The following is a 24604-nucleotide window of genomic DNA, read 5'->3' as shown; positions in this document are numbered from 1 at the left end:
TGGGCGCATTGGCGAAGCCAACACCCTCGTCGCCACGCGACTGCTATCAAAGGGGTTCCGTGCTCATCGTTGCTTTCAAGCCCGACCACGACGGCGGGATGGCCGCCATCCGCGACGGTCGTCTGCTGTATTCGTTGGAGCCTGAGAAAGACTCGTGCCACCGATACGTTCCACGGATTCACCCGCGATCGCCCTGGAGGAGGCTGCCGGTCTCGGTTCGCTCGACGCAGATGCGCTGCAGGCATCCGCTGAGGCGCCGGAAGCCGGTCTTCGTGCGTAGGAGACGATGATCGCCGTGCACGCGACGAGCCAGAGGACTGGCAGCAGGTCCGCCGTGCTGGGGACGACCGGCGTGGTGCCGACGACTCCTATGGCTCCCAACTGCCCTGGAATGTCTACTTGGATCGGTGGAACCGGCAAAGCGATCTCGGCGATGGTGAGTGCCGCGGTCAGGCTCAGACAGACACCGAGCGCGCGACGGCGGTCGCCGAGGATGTCGAGCCGGTCGAAGATCCCCAAACCGGGTGGGACGACGGGGTCGCGGACCACCAGGGCGGCGATCGGTAAGGCGAACAGCAGGTAGTAGCGGTACGACAGGCTCGGGAAGAGCGAAGCGGTGGCCAGCAGCGCGATGCCGACCATGACCGGGGGGATGCGTCGCCCGAGGCCCAGGACGCAGCCGACGACCAGGGCGAGCACGACATACCCGATCAACGACCGGGGGCCATCGACAAAGCCACTCGGCAGAGAACCCCGCTTCTGGGTTTCGATCATGTCCGGGATAAAGAAGATTCCCCTCCCGAAAGACGCGTTTTGCAGCCAGACACGCTTTACCGGCGAACCGTGGTGGAGGGCGTTGTGGATCGACTGCAGGATGGTTCCCGGAAAGTCCCGTGGCCACAGCAGATAGGCGGCGAGGTTGGATATGACGACCGCGCCGACCGCGACGCCGCCCAACCGCCATTGTCGGGCCGCAAACAACGCGAGCGCGAGGATGGCGAACTGCGGTTTCACCAGCGCGGCCAAGACTACCGTGATCGCCACCAGCCCCCACCGCTGTCGGCGCAGCGCCACCAGGAAGACCAGCGCGATCGGCGCTACGAACCCCGCCGAGTTGCCCCGATCGATCACCGCCCACGCCGGGATGGCCGCGGCGCCTAACACCACAAACACGACCACTCGTTCCAGACCGCGAGCGCCCCGCGCCGCCCAGACCGCAGGAGTGAGGACCGCGACCGTCAGCGCGAGCAGGTAGCCGATTAGCCCAAGTCGCGGCATGCCGAGCCACTTCGCGGGAACCCCGAACAACAGCTGCGGCACCATCCCCGCCGCCAGGTAGTCGTTCTGGTCCGCCTGGTAGTTGTTCCAGGGCAGGAAGAGTGCATAGGGCTCCCACGGATTGGGCCGCATCCCTACGCCCAGCGACCATGGATAGTCGCCGAAGCAGTGCCTGCCGACCTGCGTGCCCCAATCAAGCCAGCAGTCCTCGGCGGGGTTAGCCAGAAGAGAGGACAACACGTCGATGCCGTAGTACCGGGCGAGAACAAAGCCTGTCGCCGCTGACACCGTCGATGCAAGCAGAATGGTGCCGAGCAGGAGTGTGCGCTCAGACTGGTCGGCGACTGCCGAGAGCTGCTGACGGATCGCGGTCACCGCGCCCCGCAGCAACTCGACAGGTCGATTCACGGACATTTCCCTCGTTCGGATCGCAACTCCGGCACGAGCAGGGCGGCAAGCTTCGTCGGCGGGAGATTACCAGCTCGCCGGCGGGCTTAGACGTGGTCTAAAGTCGCTCCACCACCCAGTCGATGCACTCGGTGAGCGCGCTGACGTCGTCCGGTTCGACGGCGGGGAACATCGCGACCCGCAACTGGTTGCGGCCGAGTTTGCGGTACGGCTCGGTGTCGACGATGCCGTTGGCGCGCAGCACCTTGGCCACCGCCGCGGCGTCGACGTCATCGTTGAAGTCGATCGTGCCCACCACCTGGGAGCGAAGCCGTGGCTCGGCAACGAATGGCGTCGTGTATGGCCGATCCTGGGCCCAGGCGTACAACCGCTGCGACGAGTCCGCGGTGCGTTTGACCGCCCACTCCAGCCCGCCGTTGCCCAACAACCAGTCGATCTGTTCGGCCAGCAGCACCAACGTCCCGATGGCCGGGGTGTTGTAGGTCTGGTTCTTCAGGCTGTTCTCCACCGCGATCGGCAGCGACAGAAAGTCCGGCACCCAGCGCCCGGACTCGGCGATCGCCTCGATCCGGCCCAGCGCCGCCGGGCTCAAGATCGCCAGCCAGAGCCCGCCGTCGCTGGCGAAGTTCTTCTGCGGCGCGAAGTAGTAGGCATCGGTGTCGGCGATGTCGACCGGAAGGCCGCCGGCGCCGGAGGTGGCATCGATGACGATCAGCGCATCGCCGGATCCGTCAGGCCGCGCGACCGGCACCGCGACTCCCGTCGAGGTCTCGTTGTGCGCCCAGGCGATCACGTCGGCCGACGGGTCGCCCTGCGGTTCGGGCGCGCTGCCGGGATCGGCCTTGATGACGATCGGTTCGCCGACGAACGGGTTCTTGGTGACCGCGGAGGCGAACTTCGAGCTGAACTCGCCATAGCTCAGGTGCAACGATCGCTTGTCGATCAGCCCGAACGCCGCGGCGTCCCAGAACGCCGTTGCCCCGCCGTTGCCCAGCACCACCTCGTAGCCGTCGGGCACCGAGAAAAACTCGCGTAGCCCGTCGCGCACGCGTCCGACCAGATCTTTGACGGGCGCTTGGCGGTGCGAGGTGCCGAAAAGTCCGGCGGCGGTAGTGGTGAGCGCCTTCAGCTGCTCAGGTCGGACCTTCGATGGGCCGGAGCCGAAGCGGCCGTCACGGGGTTTGATGGAAGCGGGAATCTCCAGGGCAGGGGTCAGCGGGTCAGCCATGATCACCAGGTTAGTGATCGAGCCGAGCTTGACGATCACGCGGTCGGCGATACTCGTCACATAGGACCGGATGTGATGTAAGTCACAGTGCACACATGTTCACGGATGGGCCACAGTGGCTGTCAAGGGGTCTAGATAGTTGCCGATACCTGCGGTACTGTCGTTGGACATAGCGCGTCCAAATGTAAAGCTCATTGGGGAGGCTGGGAATGGCCCAGGCGGGAACAGTCAAAAAAGGAGCCCGGACCAAGATTGTGCGACGTTGGCGTCGCAACATGGATGTCCTCGACGACCCGAAGTACGTCGAGATGCTTACCACGCTGTCCGAGGGGTCGGTGCGGCGCAATTTCAACCCCTACACCGACATCGACTGGGATTCACCCGAGTTCGCGGTCATCGACAACGACCCGCGCTGGAAACTGCCCGTCACCGACCCGCTGGGCCGGCACCCCTGGTATCAGGCGCAGTCCGAAGACCGCCAGATCCAGATCGGCATGTGGCGCCAGGCGAACGTCGCCAAGGTCGGTCTGCACTTTGAGTCGATCCTGATCCGCGGCCTGATGGAGTACGCGTTCTGGGTGCCCAACGGGTCACCGGAGTACCGGTACTGCCTGCACGAAGCGGTCGAAGAGTGCAACCACACCATGATGTTCCAGGAGATGGTGAACCACATCGGCGCCGATGTGCCCGGCATGCCTCGCATGCTGAAGTGGATTCAGCCGCTGATTCCGCTGGTGGCCGGGCCGCTGCCGATCCCGTTCTGGTTCGGCATCCTGGCTGGTGAAGAGCCCATCGACCACACCCAGAAGAACGTGCTGCGCGAGGGCAAGGAGCTGCACCCGATCATGGAGCGGGTGATGGCCATCCACGTGGCCGAGGAGGCTCGCCACATCTCGTTCGCCCACGAGTACCTGCGCAAGCGAGTGCCGGATCTGCCGCGCCGCAAGCGGTTCTGGCTGTCGCTCTATGTGCCGCTCACCATGCGGATCCTGTGCTCGGCGATCGTGGTTCCGCCCAGGGCGTTCTGGAAAGAGTTCGACATTCCGCGCGAGGTCCGCAAAGACGTGTTCTTCGGTTCGCCGGAGTCACGTCAAATGCTGCGTGACATGTTCGGCGACGTCCGGATGCTCTGCCATGACACCGGTCTGATGAACCCCCTCGCCAAGCTGATGTGGCGGATCTGCAAGATCAACGGCAAGCCCTCCCGCTACCGCAGCGAACCGCAGCGCCAGCACCTCGTCGTCGTACCGGCTGCCTAGGAAACCGGTTCTTTATGCCGCACGTTATTACCCAGTCGTGCTGTAGCGACGGGTCCTGTGTCTACGCCTGCCCGGTGAACTGCATCCATCCGTCTCCGGATGAGCCTGGCTTTGCCACCGCCGAGATGCTCTACATCGACCCGGTGGCGTGCGTGGACTGCGGAGCTTGCGTGAGCGCCTGTCCGGTGGGCGCCATCGCGCCGGCTGCCCAGCTGGCCCCCGAACAGCAACCGTTCATCGCACTCAACGCGTCGTACTACCCCGAGCGTCCGGCCGACCAGAAACTGCCGCCGACGTCCAAGTTGGCACCGGTGATCCCCGCACCGCAGGTGCGCGGTAATCACGGCCATCATCGGGGCCCGCTGACCGTCGCGATCGTGGGGTCCGGACCGGCGGCGATGTATGCCGCCGACGAACTGCTCACCCAAAACGGTGTCCGGGTCAACGTCTTCGAGAAGTTGCCCTCCCCGTACGGGCTGGTTCGCGCCGGCGTGGCACCGGACCACCAGACCACCAAACGGGTCACTGCGCTCTTCGACCGGATCGCGCGTCGCCGCGAATTCCAGTTCTTCCTCAACGTCGAGGTCGGCAAGCACCTCGGCCAGGACGATCTGCTCGCCCACCACCACGCGGTCATCTACGCGGTCGGCGCGCCCAATGACCGTCGGCTGGACATCACCGGCATGGGCCTGCCGGGAACCGGCACCGCCACCGAGACAGTGGCCTGGATCAACGGCCATCCCGACTTCACCGACCTGCCAGTCGATCTCAGCCACGAGCGGGTCATCGTCGTAGGCAACGGCAACGTCGCCCTGGATGTGGCCCGCGTGCTCACCGCCGACCCCGACGAGCTTGCTCGTACCGACATCTCCGATCACGCGTTGCAGGCGCTGCGCGCCTCACGAGTGCAAGAGGTAGTGATCGCCGCCCGCCGCGGACCGCTGCACTCAGCGTTCACGCTGCCCGAGCTGATCGGGCTGACGACAAAGGCGAATGTCGTACTCGCCGCCGCCGACCACGAGCTGGTGCTGCGCGATCTGGCGGGCGTCTCTGACGCCGTGACCAGGCAGAAGCTGGAGATTCTGAGCAAGCTCGGCGATGCCACCGTGCCGGCGGGCCCGCCGCTACGTCGGCGGATCCGGTTGGCCTACCACCTGACGCCCCTCCGGGTGCTGGGTGAGCACCGAGCCAACGGCATGGAGTTCCGCGTCACCGGCACCGACGAGGTGTGCCAGCTCGACGCCGGTCTGGTGTTGACCTCGATCGGCTACCACGGCAAGGCCATTCGTGACTTACCCTTCGACGACATCGCCGGAGTCGTGCCGAACAACGGCGGCCGGGTGATCGACCCGAATTCCGGTGAACCGGTGCATGGCGCATACGTGGCGGGGTGGATCAAGCGCGGCCCGACCGGATTCATCGGCACCAACAAATCGTGCGCACTGCAAACCGTGCAGCGGCTGGTCGACGATTTCAACGCCGGACTGCTGCGCGATCCGATCGGCAAGCCGTCGGCGTTGGACGCCCTCGTCCGGACGCGTCAGCCCGCCGTCGTTGATGCCGCGGGCTGGCAGGCCATCGATGCCGCCGAGGTGTCGCGAGGCCGTCTCAGCGATCGGCCGCGCAACAAGTTCACCTCGATCGCCGACATGCTGGAGGTCGCCGCCAACGCCCCTGAGCCGCCGCTGCGACGGCGACTGGCCGACCGACTGCGCCAATTGGCCGACCCGGCCTAACCCGGCTGCTGGCCGGTGAAGGCCGCAATTTCTTCCGGGGTCACCTCGCGGACGGGCTGACCCAGTGACCAGTGATGGCCGAACGGATCGGCGACAATGCCGTAGCGGTCGCCCCAGAACTGGTCCTCGAGCGGGGCGACCACGCTGGCGCCGGCGTCGAGCGCCCGCTGGAACTTGGTATCGACGTCGGTAACCGTCAGATGAATGGTGACCGGAGTACCGCCCAGCGACGTCGGGGTCGTCGACTTTCCGCCGGACATCTCGGGGAAGTCGTCGTTGAGCAGCACGGTGAAGCCGTTGATGCGCACTGCGGCGTGGATGAGCTTGCCGCCAGGACCGGGCACACGCCCGACTTCTTCCGCGTCAAAAGCCCTGACGTAGAAGTCGATCGCCGCTGCGGCGTTGTCGACGACCAGGTGTGGGGACAGTGCGGGTTCGACGGTAATTGCCATCGTGGCCTCCTCGGTGTCGGTACGGGTACGACCCTTTGGCTCGGGCCGCGATGCAATCTCATCACCGGCCACCGACACCGACGCCGTCTGGCGCGTCAGGCCTTGGGAACCTCGGCCCAGCCTTCGACGGATTCCGGGCTGCGCGGATCCGGGCCGACGTAGATGGCCGACGGGCGGACCAGCTTGCCGAGTCGCTTCTGTTCGAGAATGTGGGCGCACCATCCGGCGGTGCGTCCGCAGGTGAACATAGCCGGCATCATGTTGGGCTGTACCTGCGCGAAGTCCAGGATCACCGCCGCCCAGAACTCGACATTGGTTTCGATCGCCCGGTCCGGACGGCGCTCCCGTAGCTCGGCGAGCGCTGCCTGCTCGAGCGCCGCCGCGACTTCGTACCGCGGTGCGCCCAGCCGCTTGGCGGTGGCCCGCAACACGCGTGCGCGGGGGTCTTCGGCGCGGTAGACGCGGTGTCCGAAGCCCATCAGCTTCTCGTGGCGGTCCAGAATCCCCTTGACCAGACCGCGCGCGTCACCGGTGCGCTCGACCTCTTCGAGCATCGGCAACACCCGTGCCGGTGCACCGCCGTGCAGCGGGCCGCTCATCGCCCCGATCGCACCCGACAGCGCTGCCGCGACGTCGGCGCCGGTCGACGCGATCACCCGTGCGGTGAACGTCGAGGCGTTCATCCCGTGCTCGGCGGCCGACACCCAGTACGCGTCGACGGCCTCGATATGCCTGGGATCCGGCTCGCCCTGCCACCTGGTCATGAAACGTGCTGTGACAGTTGAGCACTCATCGATAACGCGCTGAGGAACCGCCGGCTGGTAGATACCGCGCGCCGATTGGGCGACATAGGACAGTGCCATCACCGAGGCCCGGGCGAGCTGGTCGCGGGCGGTGGCGTCGTCGATGTCGAGCAGCGGCTGATATCCCCAGATCGGCGCGAGCATCGCCAGGCCTGCCTGGACGTCGACCCGGACATCTCCGCTGTGGATCGGCAGCGGGAACGGCTCGGCCGGCGGCAGCCCGTGGCCGAACTTTCCGTCCACCAGCAAAGCCCAGGCGTCGCCGAAGGTGACGTGTCGGCCGACCAGGTCTTCGATGTCGACGCCGCGGTATCGCAGGGCGCCGCCGTCCTTGTCGGGCTCGGCGATCTCGGTGGTGAAGGCGACCACACCCTCGAGGCCGGCGACGAAATCTTCCGGGATCTTATCCGGGATGACAGTCATGGCTGAAATTCTCCCACGCCGCCCGCGTCCCGTCGCTACCGGCCGGTAACCCGCGACGGGTCGCCGGGAGTAGCGTTGACGCGATGGCACGACCCGACAACGAGCACCTGGCCGCGATGCGGGTGGAGTATGGCTCCGTCGAGAAGGACGGTAGCCCCGACCTCGACGTCGACTGGCTCGACCACGGCTGGCTTGCTTTGTTGCGCAAGTGGATTGGCGAGGCTGAGCGCGCGGGCGTCGCCGAGCCCAACGCGATGGTGTTGGCCACCGTCGAGTCGGGAAGGCCGGTCAGCCGGTCGGTGCTGTGCAAGGGTGTCGACGAGGACGGAATCACGTTCTTCACCAACTACGATTCCGCCAAAGGCGATGAGCTGGCCGCCACGCCCTACGCGTCGGCGACCTTTCCCTGGTATTTGCTGAACCGGCAGTTCCATATCCGGGGTCCGGTCACCAAGGTCGACCCGCAGGCCAGCCAGGACTACTGGTCGAAGCGGCCCCGCGGCTCACAGCTGGGGGCGTGGGCGTCGCATCAGTCCCGGCCGATCGCCTCGCGTGCGGCGCTGGTCGATCAGCTCGGCGAGGTGACGGCCCGCTTCGCCGACACCGAGCAGATCCCCGTGCCGCCGAACTGGGGCGGGTACCGCATCGCGCCCGACGTCGTCGAGTTCTGGCAGGGCCGGGAAGACCGGCTGCACAATCGGATTCGCGTCAAAGGTGGCCATGTCGAACGCCTGCAGCCCTAGGGAGAAGCCAGCCGATCGAGTTCGTCGAACCTAGCGAGGGCGGCATCAAGGTCCGGCTCGTCGAAGATCTCGGAGCGGTTGATCAGGTCACCTTCGAATGTGAAAAGGGCGATCTCTCGCCACTCCGCGTCGAAGCCGTCTCGTGAGGTTCCCTTCGCCACATGGGTGACGACGGCTCCGATGTTTGTCTGCCGATGCACCGTCTCGATGTACATTTTGACGTTCGGCACCATATCCCATGTGGCACGGACGTACTCGATGATGTCGCCTGGCTCGAACGCCCTCCCGCTCCGGTGGTCGATGTTTACCAAGTCGGGCGTAGTTGGGGGTAGCTCGTACCGGTTGAGCGCGGCGTAGTTCTGTGCCATGAGCGACCATATGTGCGCGTGGGCGGCCGCTTCGCCGGCGAGGAACCGGGCATCAAGCTCCTCGAACGCGGAGTCGAAATCATCGAGGTCGAACGAGACAAGCGTGACGATCCGCTCGTCGGTGTTGACCTCGACAATGGAGAACGACTCTGAGAAGAACGCCTCGGGTGCTTCATCCCGGAACCAAAGGCGGCCATGCGTGAGGACAACGCGCTCCCCCCGGGTCGCAATGGGAGTCGACGTCACGTTCGTGTTCCCTACGTCGGCGATCGACCGCAAGTCCGCTACCTCGGCGTCTCGACCATGTCTGACTCCCGCCCCCACCACCCGACGGCGATCGTCACTGGAAAAGTTGTCGGCGAATGTCTCCGCTATGGCGGTCCAGTCGCGGGCCGCGAACCGCGTCAGAAAGCGTTCGGCCGCTTGGCTTGCCGCATTCTCCAGTCGCCGCGCCTGCGACTGTAGTTCGTCAAAACGGGTGAGCGCGGCGTCGAGGTCGGCCTCGTCGAAGACCTCGATGCGGCGGAGCCGGTCACCTTCGACGGTGAAAATGTCGATCATCTGCCACTCGGCGTCAAAGCCCTCTGGCGAGGTCCCTTTCATCGCGGCGGTGACGACGGCTCCGAGTTCGCTCAGCCGATGCACAGCCTCTATGCAGATCCTGACTTCCGGAGTGAGGTCCCACACCGCACGAATAGATGCAGCCACGTCAACCTCATCGACCGATACGCCCGGTCGATGATCTATGTACACCGGATCCGGCGTCGTCGAGTGGAATTCGTGCTGATTGAACGCGGCGTAGGTCAGTGCGATCACCGACCACGTGTGTGCGTGGGCAGCCGCTTCGCCTGCGAGGTATCGGGCGTCGAGTTCCTCGAAGGCGGCGTCGACGTCGTCGAGGTCGAACGAGACGGAGGCGACGATCCGCTCATCGGCGTCGATCTCGAGGACGCAGAGCACCTCTGTGTGAAAAGCATCAGGCCGCTGATCACGATCCAAAAATCCCACACGGAAAAGGACAAGGCGGTCCCCGCGGGTTGCCATGTCCGTCCACGTCATATCTGCGATAAACAGGTCGGCGATCGCTCGCATGTCCGCGATCTGGGCTTGCCGACCGATCCGGACTCCCGAGCCCACTACCCGACGGCGATCGTCACCGAAGAAGTCGTCGGCGATTATGTCCGCCATGGCGTCCCAGTTGCCTGCCGCAAAGTGCGCCCGATACCGCGCTCCCACTTGACTCGCCGTGTTTTCTAGCCGCGGCGTTTGTGGTTGCAGTTCGTCAAATCGTGCAAGCGCGGCGTCGATGTCTGCTTCATCGAAAAGCTCGCTTCGGTTGACGATGTCGCCTTCGACCATCAAAACGTCGACCTCTCGCCACTCGGCGGCGAAGCCTTCGTGCGAAACACCATGTGTCACATGGGTGCAAACCGCTCCGACGTCGTTCAGGCGGTGCACCGCTTCGACGTAGATCTTCGCGTCTGCCGTGAGGTCGAACGCGGCACGGAAATAGGCGTTCAGCTCACCCGGCGCGAACGCAGCCGTCCGCCGGTGGTCGATACTTACACAATCGGGCGTGGTCGGCGGTAGCTCGTACCGGCGGATCGAGCCGAAGCCGTCGGCGAGGACGGACCATACGTGCGCGTGAGCGGCCGCTTCGCCGGCGAGGTACCGGGCATCGAGCTCGGCGATGGCGGCATCGAAGTCGTCTAGGTCGAACGTGACCCAGGCCGCGATCCGATCGTCGACGTCGATCTCGACTATCCCGAAGATATCGACGCCGAATGCCTCGGGTTCCTCGTGGCTGCGCGAGTATTGGGAACGAATGAGGGCTAGGCGTTCGCCGCGGGTCGCAATGGCATACGAAGTCGCGTTCGTGACCCCGAGATCGGCGACCGCCCGGTAATCGTTGATCTGGATATCGCGGCCGCGTCGGTCGCCGGAGTTCACCACCCGACGACGATCCTCACCAGAAACGTCGTTGGCCAGAATCTCGGCCATTGCGGCCCAGTCGCGGGCCACAAAGCACGCCAGCAACCGGTCATTCAATTGGCTGGCTGCGTTTTCCAGGCGCGGTGCCGGCAGACTGAGCTGTTCGAACCTCGCGATCGCGGCGTCCAAGTCTGCCTCGTCGAATAGCTCACAACGGTTGAAGGCGCCGCCATCAGTCATCAAGAGGTTGATCTCTCGCCATTCGGCGTCGAAGCCCTCACGCGAGGTCCCGTGAGCCGCGTGAGTGACGACCGCTCCGAGATCACTCAGCCGATGCACCGCCTCGATGTATGGCTTGACGTCTTGGTCTAGATTCCACCCGGCACGGAGGTACTCAGGCAGGTCACCGGGCGCGAACGCTGCCCCTAGGCGATGGTCGATATTCTCGAAATACGGTGTCGTCGTGGGAAGTTCACGCCGGTTGAGCGAGGCGTAGCCCGCTGCGATCACCGACCACGTGCGCGAGTGATTGGCTGCTTCGCCGGCGAGGTAGCGGGCATCGAGCTCCTCAAAGGCCGCGTCGAAGTCGTCGAGGTCGTACGAGACGAGCGCGACCATCCGCTTGTCGTCGTTGATCTCGAGGATGCTGAGCACCTCGGTGAGAAATGGTTCGGGTCCGTCATCGCGGCCCGAGAAGCCGAGACGCGTCAGGACAAGGCTCCTCCCGCGGGTAGCTATGACGGTCGGTGTCACGTTCGTGGTCCACAGATCGGCGGTCGTCCGCGTGTTTGCGATCTCGGCGTCTCGACCATGTCGGACCCCCGCACCCACCACCCGACGGCGATCGTCATTGGAGAAGCCATCGGCCAGTATCTCCGCCATGGCGTCCCAGTCGCGGGTCGCGAAGTGCGCCAGGATGCGCTCACCCACTTGGCTTGCCGCGTTTTCCAGCCGTGGTACCGGTCGGGTGAGCTGGTCAAACCTCGCGATCGCGGTGTCTAGGTCTGCCTCGTCGAATACCTCAGTGCGGTTGATCATGTCGCCTTCAACGGTGAAAACCGCGATCCCGCGCCACTCGGCGTCAAAACCCTCTGGCGAGGTCTCATGTGCTGCGTAAGTGACGAGTGCTCCGGGGTCGGTCAGCCGATGCACGGCCTCGACGTAAGCCTTGTTGTTTTGGTCCCGGTCCGGCCCGGCGCCGATATATGCGATCAGGTCGCCGGGCCCCATCGCGGTCTCCCGTCGGCGGTCGACGTTGATCCAGTCCGGCGTAGTCGCTGGGTGCTCGTGTCGGTTGATCGCCGCGTAGCTCCCCGAGATCACCGACCATGTGCGTGAGTGAGCGGCCGCTTCGCCGGCGAGGTATCGGGCGTCGAGCTCCGCGATGGCGCCGTCGAAGTCGTCAAGGTCGAACACGACGATCGCCGCGACCTGATTGTGCGAGTTGACTTCGGCGACGCCCAGCACTTCCGTGAAGAACTTTTCAGGCCCTGGCTCGCGGGTCGAGACGCGCGCGAGGACGAGGTGCTCCCCACGGACTGCGATGACAACGAACGTCACGTACACACCCAAACCTGCGTCAGCGGTCGCCCGCAGGAGTGCGATCTCGGCGTCTCGACCCTGTCGAACCCCTGCGTTTACGACCCGCCGGTGATCATCGGTAATGATGTTGTCGGCCAGTACCTTCGCGAGCGCATCCCAGTCGCGGGCTGCAAAGTGCGCCGAGTAGCGCTCGACCGCTTGGCTTGCCGCGTTTTCCAACCGCGGTGCCGGCCGGCTTAGCTGATCGAACCTCGCGAGCGCGGTGTCCAGGTCCGCCTCGTCGAAGACCTCTAAGCGGTCGATCAGGTCGCCTTCGACCGTGAGAACGCTGATACCCCGCCACTCGGCTTCGAAGCCCTCTTGCGAGGTCTCATGAGACACGGAGCTGACCACAGCTCCAAGGTTGTTCAGCCGATGCACAACCTCGATGGAGCTGCTCACGTCGGGTGCGAGTTTCCACGAGGCGAGTAATGCGGGTAGTTCACCAGGCGCAAACGACGGCCCATGCCGGTGGTCGATGTTGACCCAACCTGGCGTCGTCGGCGGCATCTCGCGCCGGTTGAGCGCGTCGTAGGCCTGCGTGATAACCGACCACGTGTGCGCGTGGGCGGCGGCTTCGCCCGCGACGTATCGTGCGTCGAGTTCGGCCATGGCGGCGTCGAAGTCGTCGAGGTCGAACGCCATAAGCGCCGCGATCCGCTGGACCGCGTCGATCTCGACTAGTTGTAGGAAATCAACGTGGAACGCCTCCGGTTCCTCGTTGCTGCGCGAGTATCGGGCACGGGTGAGGGCGAGGCGCGCCCCACGGGTCGCAATAGCGTCTGACCTCGCGTCCGTGACCTCAATGTCGGCGGCCGACCGGTAATCTTCGATCGCAGCATCCGGGCCGTGTCGGATGCCGGCGCCTACGACAGAACGACGATCTTCGCCGCAGTAGTCCTCGTTGAGGATCTCGGTTATCGCGTCCCAGTCGCGAGCCGCGAAGTATGCGTGAAGACGCTCGTACACCCCCGTTGCCGCGTTTTCGAGCCGCCGCGCCCGAGGGTGCGGCTCATCGAACCGCGCATGGGTCGCGTCGAGTTCGGCGAGCGCGGTGTCCATGTCGTCGATATCGAAGAAGACCTGCAGGACGATTCGACCTTCCTTGCCGATACCGTACAGCTGGAGCAACTCGTCGCGCGGTGCCCCAACACTTACGTCTGCAGTGCCCACCACCAATCGTGTAAGCGCCAGGCGCTCACCGCGCACGGCGACAACCTCGTTACGTTGCCGCACGGCGCCCATCTCGACATAGCGCCTGATCAGGCTTGGCCATTCGCCGGGCGGACGATCGACACCGACGATCTTCCGGCGACTCTCGACGAAGACGTCGGCTGCGTACTTCTCCTCGGCCTCGCTCCAGGCTTTGCGATCGAAAGCAGCTTCTAGCTCGCGGATCGCGCGCACGCACGCGGTGTCTGGCTCGACGGTCGACGCTTGGGGTGATGCTGGGGGCGAAGGGAGGTCGCGCCCGCCGAGAATGCGGCGCGACTTTTCAGCAAGCGCCGCAGCACCTTTCCGCTCATACAGGCTGGCCGCCCGCTCGGCGGCGGCACGCGCTCCGGCTGCGTCTCCGGCGGCGCCCAACACCGTTGCCAGTGACAGACAGGCATCGCCGTGATCCATCAACGCGTCGGTGCGCTCGGCCAAGGTGATGGCAGCTTGCGCAACGCGCCGAGCCTCGGCGTGGTCGCCACTGCGCGAGAGCAACTGAGCCCGAACTGTTCGCCAGGCGATCGATGGCTTCAATGCATGTCCCGCGAGATACTCACTCTCCGTGCATAATTCGTTGGCCTCGGCATCTCGGTTGAGGTCCAGGCAGGCACGAGCGAGTAGCGCCGCGGTCTCGGCGGTGTCGGCGTCGAGGCCCATGCGACGAAAACCGTTGTAGGCCTGACGCAGATGCGGTTCGGCTGCGGCCGGATCGTCCAAGACGAGCTCCACGATGCCGGCGAACTGCTCGACCTCCAGAAGGGCATGGCGCAGACCGAGTTCGGTGACAGTGCGTCGGGCTGAGTCGATCATCCGTCGAGCTGCCGCGTCGCGGCCGCGGAAGGCCTCCAACACGGCCTGGCACCGCGTCGACGTCGCTTCCACCGCCGGCGAGTCGGTGGTGATTCTGAGCAGCCGCACCACGTCAAGGCACCGCCCGCCCGCGCGCGGAACCGGGTTCGGGCCCCACAGCGCCGCAAGCGGCGCGCTGGCCAGCACCGCGTTGACTCGGCGGTGATCACGCGCGCGCCGCGCCGCCGTCAGAGCATCATCCAAGGCGATTTCACAGTCGCCGATTCGCCCGAGCCGGGCGAGGCATCTGGCACGGACGGTGTGAGCCTTGGCTTCCCCTGCGGCATCGTCTATTTCGGCTAGTTTGTGTGCCGCGGCGCCTAACGCGGCTTCCACGTCGTCCAATCGTTCGGGATGGATCAGTATCGAGAGTTCGCCGTCGAAGCACGTCGCCCATGCCGCTAGCCGGGCCGAATCGACTGTCGCTTGTTGCAATTGCGCCACCGCACCCGCTGCCGAAGCCACGTCACCCGCAGCGAGAAGAGCCTCGCAGCGCGCGACCAGTAGTTCGGACGCCTGATCGTTGCGGTCCGGCAGCTCGTCGTCAATCTCCTCCAGCGCGTGCAGGGCCCGATCGTAGAGGTCGGCCGCGCCTTCGTAACCGAGGCGAGCCATCGCCTGGTCCGCCGCACGGCGACAATAGTCAACGGCCTTGGCCGCGTTACCCGCCCATGCGCATTCGAAATAGTGGTAAGCCAGTTCAGCCAGCAGCTCGTCATCGGCGCCAGGCGCGTTCTCGAGCGTCGCGGCGATGCGCTGGTGTAGCCGCATGCGCCGCACCGACGCGAGCTCGGCGAGCAGCGACTGTCGGACGAGGGCGTGGTTGAACCGATAGTGACCGCCGTGCTCCTCGATGATGATGCCGGCCTTGGACGCCTCGTCGAACGCGTCCACGAGATCCTGGTCCCCGACCACGTGCTCGACCAGTTCGAGGGCAAACCTGCTCCCGACGACCGCGGCTGCCGCAAGGGCCTTGTTGGTCTCGATCGGAAGCCGAGAAAGTCGGCGGCTGACCGCCTCACGAACCCCCTGCGGCAACGTGCTCGGATCCCAGTGGCCGCCACTTTCGTCTACGTGGCGCAGTGCTTCGATGAGGAAGAACGGATTGCCCCCCGTGACCGACGCCAAGGCCCGGGCCAGCCCTTCGTCGTCATAGCCGGCTTCGGCGACGTAGGCGGTCACGTCTTTCTCGTCGAGGCCGCTGAGCTGAATGCGATTGGCGGTGCCGTCGCGGTGCAGGTCGGCGAGCATCGCCGCCAGAGGGTGGGACCGGTCAAGGTCGGTGCTGCGGTAGGTACCGATGATCTCCACGCGAGCCTGGTCGCCGAAGCGCAGCAGATGCCGCAGCAAGAGCAGCGTGGGTTTCGCGGCCCAGTGCAGGTCATCGAGAATCAGGACAACGGGTGCACTCGCGGAAGCAACTCCCAACAACGCGACGACGGCATCGAACAGTGCGTAGCGTTCGGTATCCGGGTCGGCCCGGGTCGGCGCGGCCAGATCAGGTAGCACATCGGTCAGCCCGGGAACCAGCGCGAGTAGAGCTTCCACGCCGCGCAGCCCCCGAAGGCTGCTGCTGCCGAGGCACGGCACCAGCGAACGCAGGGCTTCCGCGAACGGCTGGTACGCCGCACCGAGGTCCTCGTCGCAGCGGCCGTAGATCACCAGTGCGCCTTGGTCGTAGGCCTGCCGAGACCATTCGCCGGCCAGCCGCGTCTTGCCCACACCCGGTTCGCCCGCGATCAGCGCGGCGTTCGTGCCGCCTGCGAGCACGGTCTGCCACCCGGAAAAAAGCTGTCCCAGCTCGCGCTCGCGCCCGACGAACGGCCCGGGGCCGGCGAGCACGGCGGGCAGGCTCGGGCGCGTGATGGGCTCATCGGGTGGGACTGCCTGACGATGCTCGTCAGCGGTTTCCAGGCGCAGTTCGAAAACGTGCTCCGGGCGCGCCAGGTTTCGTAGCTGGCGCATCCCCAGGTCGTTGAGCACAACATCGTCGGACAGTGAGTCGATGACGAGCTCGCCCGTCGCACCCGAGCACAGGATCTGGCCACCCTCGGCCAGTGATCGCAAGCGCGCAGCCCGGTTGACTGCCCGACCGAAGTAGTCGCCGTCGCGCAGCTCGGCTTCCCCGGTGTGCAACGCCACCCGGACGCGCATGGGCTCCCGCAACGCCCAGGGCTCGTGGACGATCGCGTCTTGCAGCTCGATGGCGGCGGCGGCCGCCGCCGACGGCCGCTCGAAGACCGAGAACGTGGCATCGCCCTCGCCGCGCGTCTTGATCAGCCGTCCTCCGCGTGACGTGACGACCTGTTCGACGAGCTCGTCGTGGCGTGCCAGCGCCACCCCCATCGCGGCGGCGTCTGTCTCCCACGCCGCAGTCGATCCCTCGATATCGGTCAGGAAGAAGGTCACCGCGCGCGTCACCGCTGCAAGGTTCTGCGCCACCGGAATATCCAGCGAGGCGTCTTGCGCGACGATCGCGGCCTCGAGCCGCCGAAGCTCCGGTCCGGGGTCGACGCCCAACTCGTCTGCCAACAACGACCGTGCCCGTTGATAGGCGCCAAGGGCTTCACCCTGCCTGCCGGCGCGATACAGGGCGAGCATCAGTTGCCCCCAACGCCTTTCGCGCAGCGGCGCGTCGGCCACCGCCGCCTCAAGATCGCCGACGACTTCCGCGGCACGACCGGTCGCGAGCAGCGCTTCGGCTCGATCCTCCACCAGCGCGGCATGGCCCTCGATCCAGCGCGTCTTTTCGGATGTGCCCCGCCGGCCATCGGGCAGTTCGGGGATACCGCGCCAGAGGGCAAGCGCTTCCTCGAAGCGGGCGACCGCTTGGTTGGTGTCGCCGGCCGTGGCGGCATCGCGTCCCCGTCGGGCGGCCGATTTGTAACGCGAGGCATCAACTTCGCTCTCGGCCAGGGTCCAACCCGCTCCCGCCGTCAAGACAAAGCCGTCGCCCAGGGTGCGACGCAGCGAGGAAATGTGGGTCTGCAGGGCTTTGGCAGCGGTGCGCGGCGGATCTTCGCCCCAGAGCAATTCGAAGAGCGCGTCGGCCGAAACGACGGAACCGTCGTGCAGCCCGAGCATCGTGAGGATGGCGCGAGGTTTGGCGCCCGGGATCGCGACCGGTGCGCCGTGCTGTCGCACCTGGAGAGGTCCCAAAACCCCCAGTTCCACCGCTTGAAGCGTAGTCACGTCCCCGATCCTGCGGGTGAGTATTCAACGCGCAGTCAAGATCGAGTAAAAGCCGTCAAGCGGGCTGGCTTTCCTGAGGGAAAGCCCCAACTTCAGCAGACCCGACCCCGGGCAGGCGCGCCGTCCCGACAACGACTACCTTCTGCTATAGCAAGCTTGTAGGGCAGATCAGCCGAGACCGCAAAGGGGTTCCAGTGGCCGCAACCGACGACTCCGCCACTCTTCAGTACCCGGGTGGTGAGGTAAATCTCGACATCGTCCACGCCACCGAGGGAGCCGACGGTATCGCGCTCGGCTCGCTGCTGGCCAAGAGCGGGTACACGACGTTCGACAACGGCTTCGTCAATACCGCGTCGTGCAAGAGCTCGATCACTTACATCGACGGCGATGCCGGCATCCTGCGCTACCGCGGTATCCCGATCGAGCAGCTGGCGGAGAAGTCGACGTTCATCGAGGTGAGTTACCTGCTGATCTACGGCGAGCTGCCGACCAAAGACCAGCTGGCCAAGTTCACCCGCCAGATCCAGCTGCACACGATGCTGCATGAGGATCTGAAGCGGTTCTTCGACGGCTTTCCGCGCAACGCCCACCCGATGCCGGTGCTGTCCAGCGCGGTCAATGCGCTCTCGGCGTACTACCCGGACTCCCTCGAGCCGGGGGACACCGAGCAGGTCGAGCTGTCCACGATCCGGCTGCTGGCCAAGCTGCCCACCATCGCCGCCTACGCCTACAAGAAGTCGGTTGGTCAACCGTTCCTCTACCCGGACAACTCGCTGACGTTAGTGGAGAACTTCCTGCGGATGACGTTCGGGCTGCCCGCCGAGCCCTACGACGTCGACTCGGAGGTGGTGCGGGCGCTCGACATGCTGCTCATCTTGCACGCCGACCACGAGCAGAACTGTTCGACATCGACCGTTCGGCTGGTGGGCTCGTCGGAGGCCAACCTGTTCACCTCGATCTCCGGCGGCATCAACGCGCTATGGGGCCCGCTGCACGGCGGCGCCAACCAGGCCGTGCTGGAAATGCTGGAGAAGATCCGTACGAGCGACGACGACGTCAGCGACTTCGTCCGCAAGGTCAAGAACCGCGAAGAAGGCGTGAAGCTGATGGGCTTCGGCCACCGGGTCTACAAGAACTACGACCCGCGCGCCCGCATCGTCAAGGAACAGGCCGACAAGATCCTGGCCAAGCTCGGTGGTGACGACGATCTGCTGAGCATCGCCAAGGAACTCGAAGAGGCGGCGCTGACCGACGACTACTTCATCGAGCGCAAGCTCTACCCCAACGTCGACTTCTACACCGGCCTGATCTACCGGGCGCTCGGGTTCCCGACCCGGATGTTCACCGTGCTGTTCGCGCTGGGCCGGTTGCCGGGCTGGATCGCGCACTGGCGTGAGATGCACGACGAGGGTGACAGCAAGATCGGCCGTCCGCGCCAGATCTACACCGGCTACACCGAACGCGACTACGCCACTATCGACTCGCGGTAGTGGCGATCGCGAGCGCGGCGTAGCCGGGCGAAGCGGGTCGCCACCATCTGGTGTAGTGGCGATCGCGAGCGCGGCGTAGCCGGGCGAAGCGGGTCGCCACCATCCGTTGTAGCTACACCGACGCGAGTACCGCCATCGCGGCATTGTGGCCGCCGATGCCGGAGACCGCTCCGCCGCGTCGTGCGCCCGAACCGCACAGCAGGATGCGGTCGTGGGCGGTCGCCACGCCCCATTGCCGGGCCGGAGTGTCCAGTCGGTCGTCGTCGTCACTGAACGGCCAGCGCAAGGCACCGTGGAAGATGTTGCCGCCCGTCATCCCCAGCGCGTGTTGCAGGTCCAGGGTGGTCGTCGTCTCGATGCAGGGCCGGCCGTTCGCGTCATCCATCAGCACATCCTGAATCGGTTCGGCCAGAACGCAATTCAGTGATTTCAGCACGGCTTGGGTGAGCGCATTACGCTCGGCACCGAACACCGAATGCGGCGTGTGCAGACCGAACACCGTCAGGGTCGCAGCGCCCGAATCGCGCAGCGCGGGGGACAGGATGCTCGGGTCGGTCAGCGAATGGCAGTAGATCTCGCACGGAAGTGGATCGGGCAGCGCTCCGGCGGCGGCGCGCAGATATGCCGCATCCAGCTGCGTCCAGGTCTCGTTGACGTGCAAAGTTCCGCCGAACGCCTGCTCGGGCGTCACGGCGTCGTCGCGCAATCGCGGCAGCCGGCGCAGCACCATGTTCACCTTGACCTGAGCGCCGTCCGCCGGCGCCGGTGATTGTTCGCCCAGCAGGCCGGCCAGCACCGCGGGTGTGACGCCTGCCAGCACGAATCGGCCGCGCGCCAAATGCTCGTCGTCGTGCCGGCGGTAGCGCACCCGGCCGTTCGCGTCGATGGCGTAAACCTCTGCGCCGGTGACGATTTCGGTTCCGCCGCGCATCGCCGCGGCGGCCAGTGCCGTGCTCACCGAACCCATGCCCCCGACCGGGACGTGCCATTCCCCGACACCGCCGCCGATGAGGTGATACAGGAAACAGACGTTCTGCTGCAGTGACGGGTCGTCGAGTCGGGCGAAGGTGCCGATGAGCGCGTCGGTCGCCACCACTCCGCGTACCAGGTCATTGCCGATCGCGTCGGCGATCGCGCTACCAATCGGTCGATCGATCATGGCCTGCCACGCGGCCGCCGCTTGCCGATCGCCGCTGCCGACGACCTCTCGGCGGGCCTGCTCGCGGGTGCGTAACGGCTCCAACAGCGTCGGCCAGAGCCGCTCGGTGACCAGCCGGCAGCGCCGGTAAAACGCCGCGAAGGCCCGCTCGTCGTCGTCGGCGCCGATGACCCCGAACGTGCAGTGCGGCCCGACCAGCAGGCCGGTGCGTCCCTCCGTGGCAGGGTCGGGCGTGTACGACGAGTACGGCCGCCGGGCCAACTGCACCGCCGCACCCAGCTCGTCGGCGATGCGGGGCGACAACAGGCTCACCAGGTACGCATAACGCGACAGCCGGGCGTCGACACCGTCGAAAATCTGCGCCGACACCGCGGCGCCGCCGACCTGCGGCAGCCGCTCCAGCAGCCGGACTCGCAGGCCGGCCCGGGCCAGGTAGGCGGCCGCGACCAGGCCGTTGTGGCCGCCACCCACGATGACCACGTCGACGTCATCCGGGTCGGCAGCCATCGGTCAGCCCAGGTAACCCTCGACTTGGCCGGGCGGCCGCACCGTCGCGTCGCTGGGGTCTCCGCCGGTTTCGCGTAGTGCCCGACGCTGCCGAAGCAGATCCCAGCATTGGTCGAGTTCGGTCTCGACGCGGCGCAGCCGCTCGTGCTCGTCCGACGTGCTGATTTCGCCGTGTTGTAGCTGCGCCCGAAGGGTCTTCTCCTCAGCGACCAGGTGGTGGATATGCGCCAAGGCGTCTTGGTCTGCGTTGTCGGTCATCTTTGGTCCTCTTCCACGAGTCAAGTGTGCCGGACTAGGGTCGGTCGGGTGTCAAGCAAACCAGAGATCGACTTCCCGAGCGGCCCGGCGCCCGCACAACTCGTCATCGAAGACCTGGTGGTCGGAGACGGACCCGAAGCCAAGCCGGGTGGCGTGGTCGAGGTCCACTATGTCGGTGTCGAGTACGACACCGGCGAAGAATTCGATAGCTCGTGGGGTCGGGGCGAGTCCATCGAATTCCCGTTGCGTGGGCTCATCCAGGGATGGCAGGACGGTATTCCGGGAATGAAGGTGGGCGGTCGGCGTCAGCTGGTGGTCCCACCCGCGCAGGCTTATGGCCCGGCCGGTTCGGGGCATCAGCTATCGGGTAAGACGCTGGTCTTCGTCATCGACCTGCTCAGCACCCGCTAACACGAGGGAGGGCCCAATGGCGGGTTCCGACGAAGCACCCGAAGCCACGCAGTGGCGGCCGACCTCGAGGTTCTATCGGCGGTTTCCGGGCTTGCCGTGGTTGGTTGGGCTAATCGTTATTCCCCTGCTGCTGGCTGTAATCGGCCATGGCGAACTGGGCCGGACCCGATCGGACTTCAACGGGCCGACGGGTGCGTTGCCGACGCTGAACGCGCACACTCCGTCGTATGGCGGCGCGCCGAACTCACCGACGATTCCGCCGGTGGCGCTGGCACCGGTGTCAATCACGCGCAGCGGCAACGACATCAAGCTTTCCGGTGACACGCCCACCCCTGAGGCAAAGGATTCGCTACTGGCGGCGCTGAAGGCGGGCTTCGGGCCGGATATCAACATCATCGACGACATCCGGATCAACCGGGATATCACTTCCCTCGATTTCTCCAATGCTGCACCGGTTTTCAAAGCGGCGGCATCAGTTGCCGATTTCGGCCTCACCATCAAGGGTGACACCATCACCCTCATCGGAACGACGGGTTCGGGAGGTCAGCAAGACGCCGTCGAGCAGGCTGCTGACGCGGCCTGGCCCAACCTGAATATCGTTGACACGATGGGGATCGGCGGTCCCGTCACGGCGAGCGCACCCCCGGGCCCGGCACCGGCTCTTGGCCCGGGTAACGCGTGCGCCCACCTGGGATCAGACCTCAGAGCTCTTGGCCCGATTACCTTTCCCACCGACGGGTCCGCGTTGACGCCGGACGCCGAACAGACACTGAATCAGGTTGCCGACAAGCTGAAAGCCTGTCCGGCTGCGAAAGTGACCATCAACGGCTACACCGATAACACCGGTAACGACGCCATCAACAACCCGCTGAGCAGCAACCGGGCCGACGCCGTCGCCGGTTACCTGATCGCACACGGTGTCATGGGTGATCACCTGACCGCGAAGGGCCACGGTTCTGCCGACTCGGTCGCCGACAACAGCAGCCTGGACGGTCAAGCCAAGAATCGCCGTGTCGAAATCGCGGTCAGCTAAGGAGAATCCGCCGATGGACTTCGTTATCCAATGGTTGTGCTATCTGGTGGCGTTCGCGGTCGGCTCGGCGGTTGCCTTGGCGATTGCCGGCGTAGCGATCAGGAACACCGACGAAGAGCAAGCTCTGGAGGACATGCCCGGCGCCCGTGAGATTGGAGCGCAGTGATGGGCGACCTGAACTACTGGCTGGTTGGGGTGTCGTTCCTGCTCGGACTGTTGCTGACATTGGTGCTGACGATCCATCGTGTCAAACGTGAAGTGCCGGTGAGCTCTTCGGCGGCCGAGCAGGAGCGGGAGAACGGCAAGGAGACGTAGGTCAGCTCGGGCCGGGCAAGCGCAGCACAAGGCGCACTCCGCCCAGCGGGCTGTCTTCCAGCGACGCCGTGCCGCCGTGCAGCTGCGCCTGCTGAGCCACCAACGCCAGGCCCAGTCCGGAGCCCGAATGTGACGCGGTCGAGCCGCGGGAGAATCGCTCGAACACCACTTGGCGTTCCTCCTCGGGTATTCCGCCGCCGTTGTCGTCGACGGCGATCTCGACACCGGCCCGCGAGCTGACCGCGGACAGTTGAACTCTGGTCGCGCCGCCGTGTTTGACGGCGTTGGCGATCGCGTTGTCGACGGCAAGGCGCAGGCCGGCGGGTAGCCCGACGATGATGCAGGTCGGCGACGGCGCCAGCGACACGTCGAGGTCGGGGTAGATCCGCATGGCGTCGTGCGCAGCGCGGTCGAGTAGCTCGGTGATGTCGACCGGAACGTGGTCCTCCGACGTAGAGAGCTCGCCCTGGGCCAGTCGCTCCAGCGCGGAAAGTGTTGCCTCGATTCGTGATTGGGTGCGGATCACATCGTTGATTACTTCTTTGCGCTGCTCGTCGGGAAGGTCGAGGGTGGCCAGCACCTCGAGGTTGGTGCGCATCGCGGTCAGCGGCGTGCGCAACTCGTGCGACGACACCGCGGCGAAGTCCCGGGCCGAGGCCAGGGCTTCCATCGTCCGGTTCTGCTCGTTCCAGATCCGTTGCAGCATGCCGCGCATGGCCTCGGCGATTTCCACTGCCTCGGTGGCGCCGCGCACTTTGATCTGTGGGCTTTCGTCACCCGCGTCGATCGCCCGGGTCTGCTGGGCCAACCGCTTGAACGGCCGCACCGCGAAGGTCGCCAGCAGCCAGGCGAATACGGCCGCCGCGGCGATCGAGAATCCGGCGATCAAGATCACCCGACGGTGCAGGTTGTTGGTGTCGGCGATAGTGGAGTCGTAGGTTGCGCCGACTTCCACCGACATCGGGTGCGGCGCCGGAATATTGACGGTGCGCACCCGGTAGCGCACGCCGTTGACGTAGGTGTCGGCGTAGCCCGCCGGCAATTCCGGCAGGGTGACCGTCGAGTTGGAGGTTATCTCGCTGCCACCGGCACGGCGCACGGTGATGATCGCGTCCTGGTCATTGGGTGAGTTCGGAATCTGGCCAAGGCCGCGGGGCAGGAATGGGATCGCGAAACCGGCTGCCTCGTCGAGACGACGGTCCAGCCTTTCCTTGCGGTCGTTGGTGATGCCGAACCAGACGACGGCACAGGTGATGAGCACCGGAATCGCCGCGCCGATGGCGGTCGCCACGACGACCCGCGCGCGCAGCGATGGCGTACGGGTCACGATTCTGGACAACAAATTCAAGTTCACGCTCAGTCCCGTCACTGCATACGCAGTACGAATCCCACTCCGCGCACGGTGTGCAGCAACCGCGGACCGCCATTGGCTTCCAGCTTGCGGCGCAGGTACCCGATGAACACGTCGACGACGTTGGTGTCGGCGGCGAAATCGTAACCCCAGACCAATTCCAGCAACTGCGCGCGGGACAACACCGCGGTCTTGTGCTCGGCCAGCACCGCCAGCAGGTCGAACTCGCGCTTGGTCAGGTCGACGTCGACGCCGTGGACCCGGGCCCGCCGGCCCGGGATGTCCACCTCCAACGGGCCCACCGTGATGGTCTCCGAGGACGACGTCGCGGTGGATCCGCGGCGGCGCAGCAGCGCTCGCACCCGCGCGACCAATTCGGCCAGCACGAACGGTTTGACCAGGTAGTCGTCGGCGCCGGCCTCCAGACCGGCCACCCGGTCGTCGACCGAGCTACGGGCGCTCAGGACACAGACCGGCACGTCGTTGTCCATCGCACGCAGCGCGGTGACCACGCTGACGCCGTCGAGCACCGGCATGTTGATGTCGAGCACGATGGCATCGGGCCTGGTCTCGGTGGCACTCCGCAACGCTTCGGCGCCGTCCACCGCGGTCG

At 65.8% G+C, this 24604-nt stretch carries 17 protein-coding genes; 8 read left to right on the top strand and 9 right to left on the bottom strand.

Translation table 11 applies throughout. The features are described from left to right. Positions 1-75: 75 nt before the first annotated feature. Together VNW74_RS17600 and serC are read right to left on the bottom strand one after the other, a co-directional pair. Positions 76-1692 (bottom strand): hypothetical protein, encoded by a 1617-nt coding sequence (locus VNW74_RS17600; RefSeq protein ID WP_414686711.1) that lies wholly within the window; start codon positions 1690-1692, stop codon positions 76-78. 91 nt (positions 1693-1783) lie between these two features. Next, positions 1784-2914 carry a phosphoserine transaminase gene (gene serC, locus VNW74_RS17595; RefSeq protein WP_325679080.1) on the bottom strand — a complete coding sequence of 377 codons (1131 nt, stop codon included), beginning with the start codon at positions 2912-2914 and terminating at the stop codon, positions 1784-1786. 209 nt (positions 2915-3123) lie between these two features. On the opposite strand from serC, the gene VNW74_RS17590 reads away from it, so the two are divergent. Together VNW74_RS17590 and VNW74_RS17585 are read left to right on the top strand one after the other, a co-directional pair. Continuing rightward, on the top strand, positions 3124-4173 hold the full coding sequence (locus VNW74_RS17590; protein WP_325679058.1) for a diiron oxygenase: 1050 nt from the start codon (positions 3124-3126) through the stop codon (positions 4171-4173). A gap of 14 nt (positions 4174-4187) precedes the next feature. Next, positions 4188-5909 (top strand): FAD-dependent oxidoreductase, encoded by a 1722-nt coding sequence (locus tag VNW74_RS17585; protein WP_325679056.1) that lies wholly within the window; start codon positions 4188-4190, stop codon positions 5907-5909. Here VNW74_RS17585 and VNW74_RS17580 read toward each other — a convergent pair. Beyond that, positions 5906-6361 (bottom strand): VOC family protein, encoded by a 456-nt coding sequence (locus VNW74_RS17580; RefSeq protein WP_325679054.1) that lies wholly within the window; start codon positions 6359-6361, stop codon positions 5906-5908. The genes VNW74_RS17585 and VNW74_RS17580 overlap by 4 nt on opposite strands. A gap of 95 nt (positions 6362-6456) precedes the next feature. Further along, positions 6457-7587 (bottom strand): citrate synthase 2, encoded by a 1131-nt coding sequence (locus tag VNW74_RS17575; RefSeq protein WP_325679052.1) that lies wholly within the window; start codon positions 7585-7587, stop codon positions 6457-6459. Positions 7588-7670: 83 nt separating this feature from the next. On the opposite strand from VNW74_RS17575, the gene pdxH reads away from it, so the two are divergent. Continuing rightward, entirely contained in the window at positions 7671-8330 is a 660-nt protein-coding gene (pdxH, locus tag VNW74_RS17570; RefSeq protein WP_325679051.1) for a pyridoxamine 5'-phosphate oxidase, read from the top strand. Here pdxH and VNW74_RS17565 read toward each other — a convergent pair. Beyond that, entirely contained in the window at positions 8327-17449 is a 9123-nt protein-coding gene (locus VNW74_RS17565; RefSeq protein ID WP_325679078.1) for a BTAD domain-containing putative transcriptional regulator, read from the bottom strand. The genes pdxH and VNW74_RS17565 overlap by 4 nt on opposite strands. A 212-nt stretch (positions 17450-17661) precedes the next feature. Between VNW74_RS17565 and VNW74_RS17560 the strand changes: the two genes are divergently transcribed. After that, positions 17662-18957, top strand: coding sequence for a citrate synthase (locus VNW74_RS17560; RefSeq protein ID WP_325679049.1), 1296 nt, complete (start codon positions 17662-17664; stop codon positions 18955-18957). A gap of 112 nt (positions 18958-19069) precedes the next feature. Here the strand turns inward: VNW74_RS17560 and VNW74_RS17555 are convergent, their stop codons facing one another. After that, positions 19070-20623: an NAD(P)/FAD-dependent oxidoreductase gene (locus VNW74_RS17555; protein ID WP_325679047.1), complete on the bottom strand. Its 1554-nt coding sequence runs from the start codon at positions 20621-20623 to the stop codon at positions 19070-19072. 3 nt (positions 20624-20626) lie between these two features. After that, entirely contained in the window at positions 20627-20881 is a 255-nt protein-coding gene (locus VNW74_RS17550; protein WP_325679045.1) for a DUF2630 family protein, read from the bottom strand. A gap of 48 nt (positions 20882-20929) precedes the next feature. On the opposite strand from VNW74_RS17550, the gene VNW74_RS17545 reads away from it, so the two are divergent. Genes VNW74_RS17545 through VNW74_RS17530 form a run of 4 tightly spaced genes read left to right on the top strand, consistent with a single transcriptional unit; the run spans position 20930 to position 22640 of the window. Then, a complete protein-coding gene (locus tag VNW74_RS17545) occupies positions 20930-21292 on the top strand; it encodes an FKBP-type peptidyl-prolyl cis-trans isomerase (RefSeq protein WP_325679043.1) in 363 nt (120 codons plus the stop codon). A 16-nt stretch (positions 21293-21308) separates the two neighbouring features. Then, on the top strand, positions 21309-22325 hold the full coding sequence (locus tag VNW74_RS17540) for an OmpA family protein (RefSeq protein WP_325679041.1): 1017 nt from the start codon (positions 21309-21311) through the stop codon (positions 22323-22325). 13 nt (positions 22326-22338) lie between these two features. After that, entirely contained in the window at positions 22339-22491 is a 153-nt protein-coding gene (locus VNW74_RS17535) for a hypothetical protein (protein WP_325679039.1), read from the top strand. Continuing rightward, positions 22491-22640 (top strand): hypothetical protein, encoded by a 150-nt coding sequence (locus VNW74_RS17530; protein WP_325679038.1) that lies wholly within the window; start codon positions 22491-22493, stop codon positions 22638-22640. The genes VNW74_RS17535 and VNW74_RS17530 overlap by 1 nt, the downstream gene beginning before the upstream one ends. A 1-nt stretch (position 22641) precedes the next feature. Here the strand turns inward: VNW74_RS17530 and VNW74_RS17525 are convergent, their stop codons facing one another. Then, positions 22642-23988 carry a HAMP domain-containing sensor histidine kinase gene (locus VNW74_RS17525; protein ID WP_325679076.1) on the bottom strand — a complete coding sequence of 449 codons (1347 nt, stop codon included), beginning with the start codon at positions 23986-23988 and terminating at the stop codon, positions 22642-22644. A 17-nt stretch (positions 23989-24005) separates the two neighbouring features. After that, a partial coding sequence (gene prrA / locus VNW74_RS17520; RefSeq protein WP_325679036.1) for a two-component system response regulator PrrA occupies positions 24006-24604 on the bottom strand: 599 nt, incomplete at its 5' end.

The organism is Mycobacterium sp., assembly GCF_035570115.1.
Classification (GTDB): Bacteria; Actinomycetota; Actinomycetes; order Mycobacteriales; family Mycobacteriaceae; genus Mycobacterium.
Note: the sequence above shows the minus strand (reverse complement) of the source record. Positions and strands in the feature narration are given on the sequence as shown.

Excerpts from the sequence above, each read along its gene's own strand:
- VNW74_RS17600 (WP_414686711.1), bottom strand. The coding sequence starts at position 1,692 with ATGTCCGTGAATCGACCTGTCGAGTTGCTGCGGGGCGCGGTGACCGCG.
- serC (WP_325679080.1), bottom strand. The coding sequence starts at position 2,914 with ATGGCTGACCCGCTGACCCCTGCCCTGGAGATTCCCGCTTCCATCAAA.
- VNW74_RS17590 (WP_325679058.1), top strand. The coding sequence starts at position 3,124 with ATGGCCCAGGCGGGAACAGTCAAAAAAGGAGCCCGGACCAAGATTGTG.
- VNW74_RS17585 (WP_325679056.1), top strand. The coding sequence starts at position 4,188 with ATGCCGCACGTTATTACCCAGTCGTGCTGTAGCGACGGGTCCTGTGTC.
- VNW74_RS17580 (WP_325679054.1), bottom strand. The coding sequence starts at position 6,361 with ATGGCAATTACCGTCGAACCCGCACTGTCCCCACACCTGGTCGTCGAC.
- VNW74_RS17575 (WP_325679052.1), bottom strand. The coding sequence starts at position 7,587 with ATGACTGTCATCCCGGATAAGATCCCGGAAGATTTCGTCGCCGGCCTC.
- pdxH (WP_325679051.1), top strand. The coding sequence starts at position 7,671 with ATGGCACGACCCGACAACGAGCACCTGGCCGCGATGCGGGTGGAGTAT.
- VNW74_RS17555 (WP_325679047.1), bottom strand. The coding sequence starts at position 20,623 with ATGGCTGCCGACCCGGATGACGTCGACGTGGTCATCGTGGGTGGCGGC.
- VNW74_RS17550 (WP_325679045.1), bottom strand. The coding sequence starts at position 20,881 with ATGACCGACAACGCAGACCAAGACGCCTTGGCGCATATCCACCACCTG.
- VNW74_RS17540 (WP_325679041.1), top strand. The coding sequence starts at position 21,309 with ATGGCGGGTTCCGACGAAGCACCCGAAGCCACGCAGTGGCGGCCGACC.
- VNW74_RS17535 (WP_325679039.1), top strand. The coding sequence starts at position 22,339 with ATGGACTTCGTTATCCAATGGTTGTGCTATCTGGTGGCGTTCGCGGTC.
- VNW74_RS17530 (WP_325679038.1), top strand. The coding sequence starts at position 22,491 with ATGGGCGACCTGAACTACTGGCTGGTTGGGGTGTCGTTCCTGCTCGGA.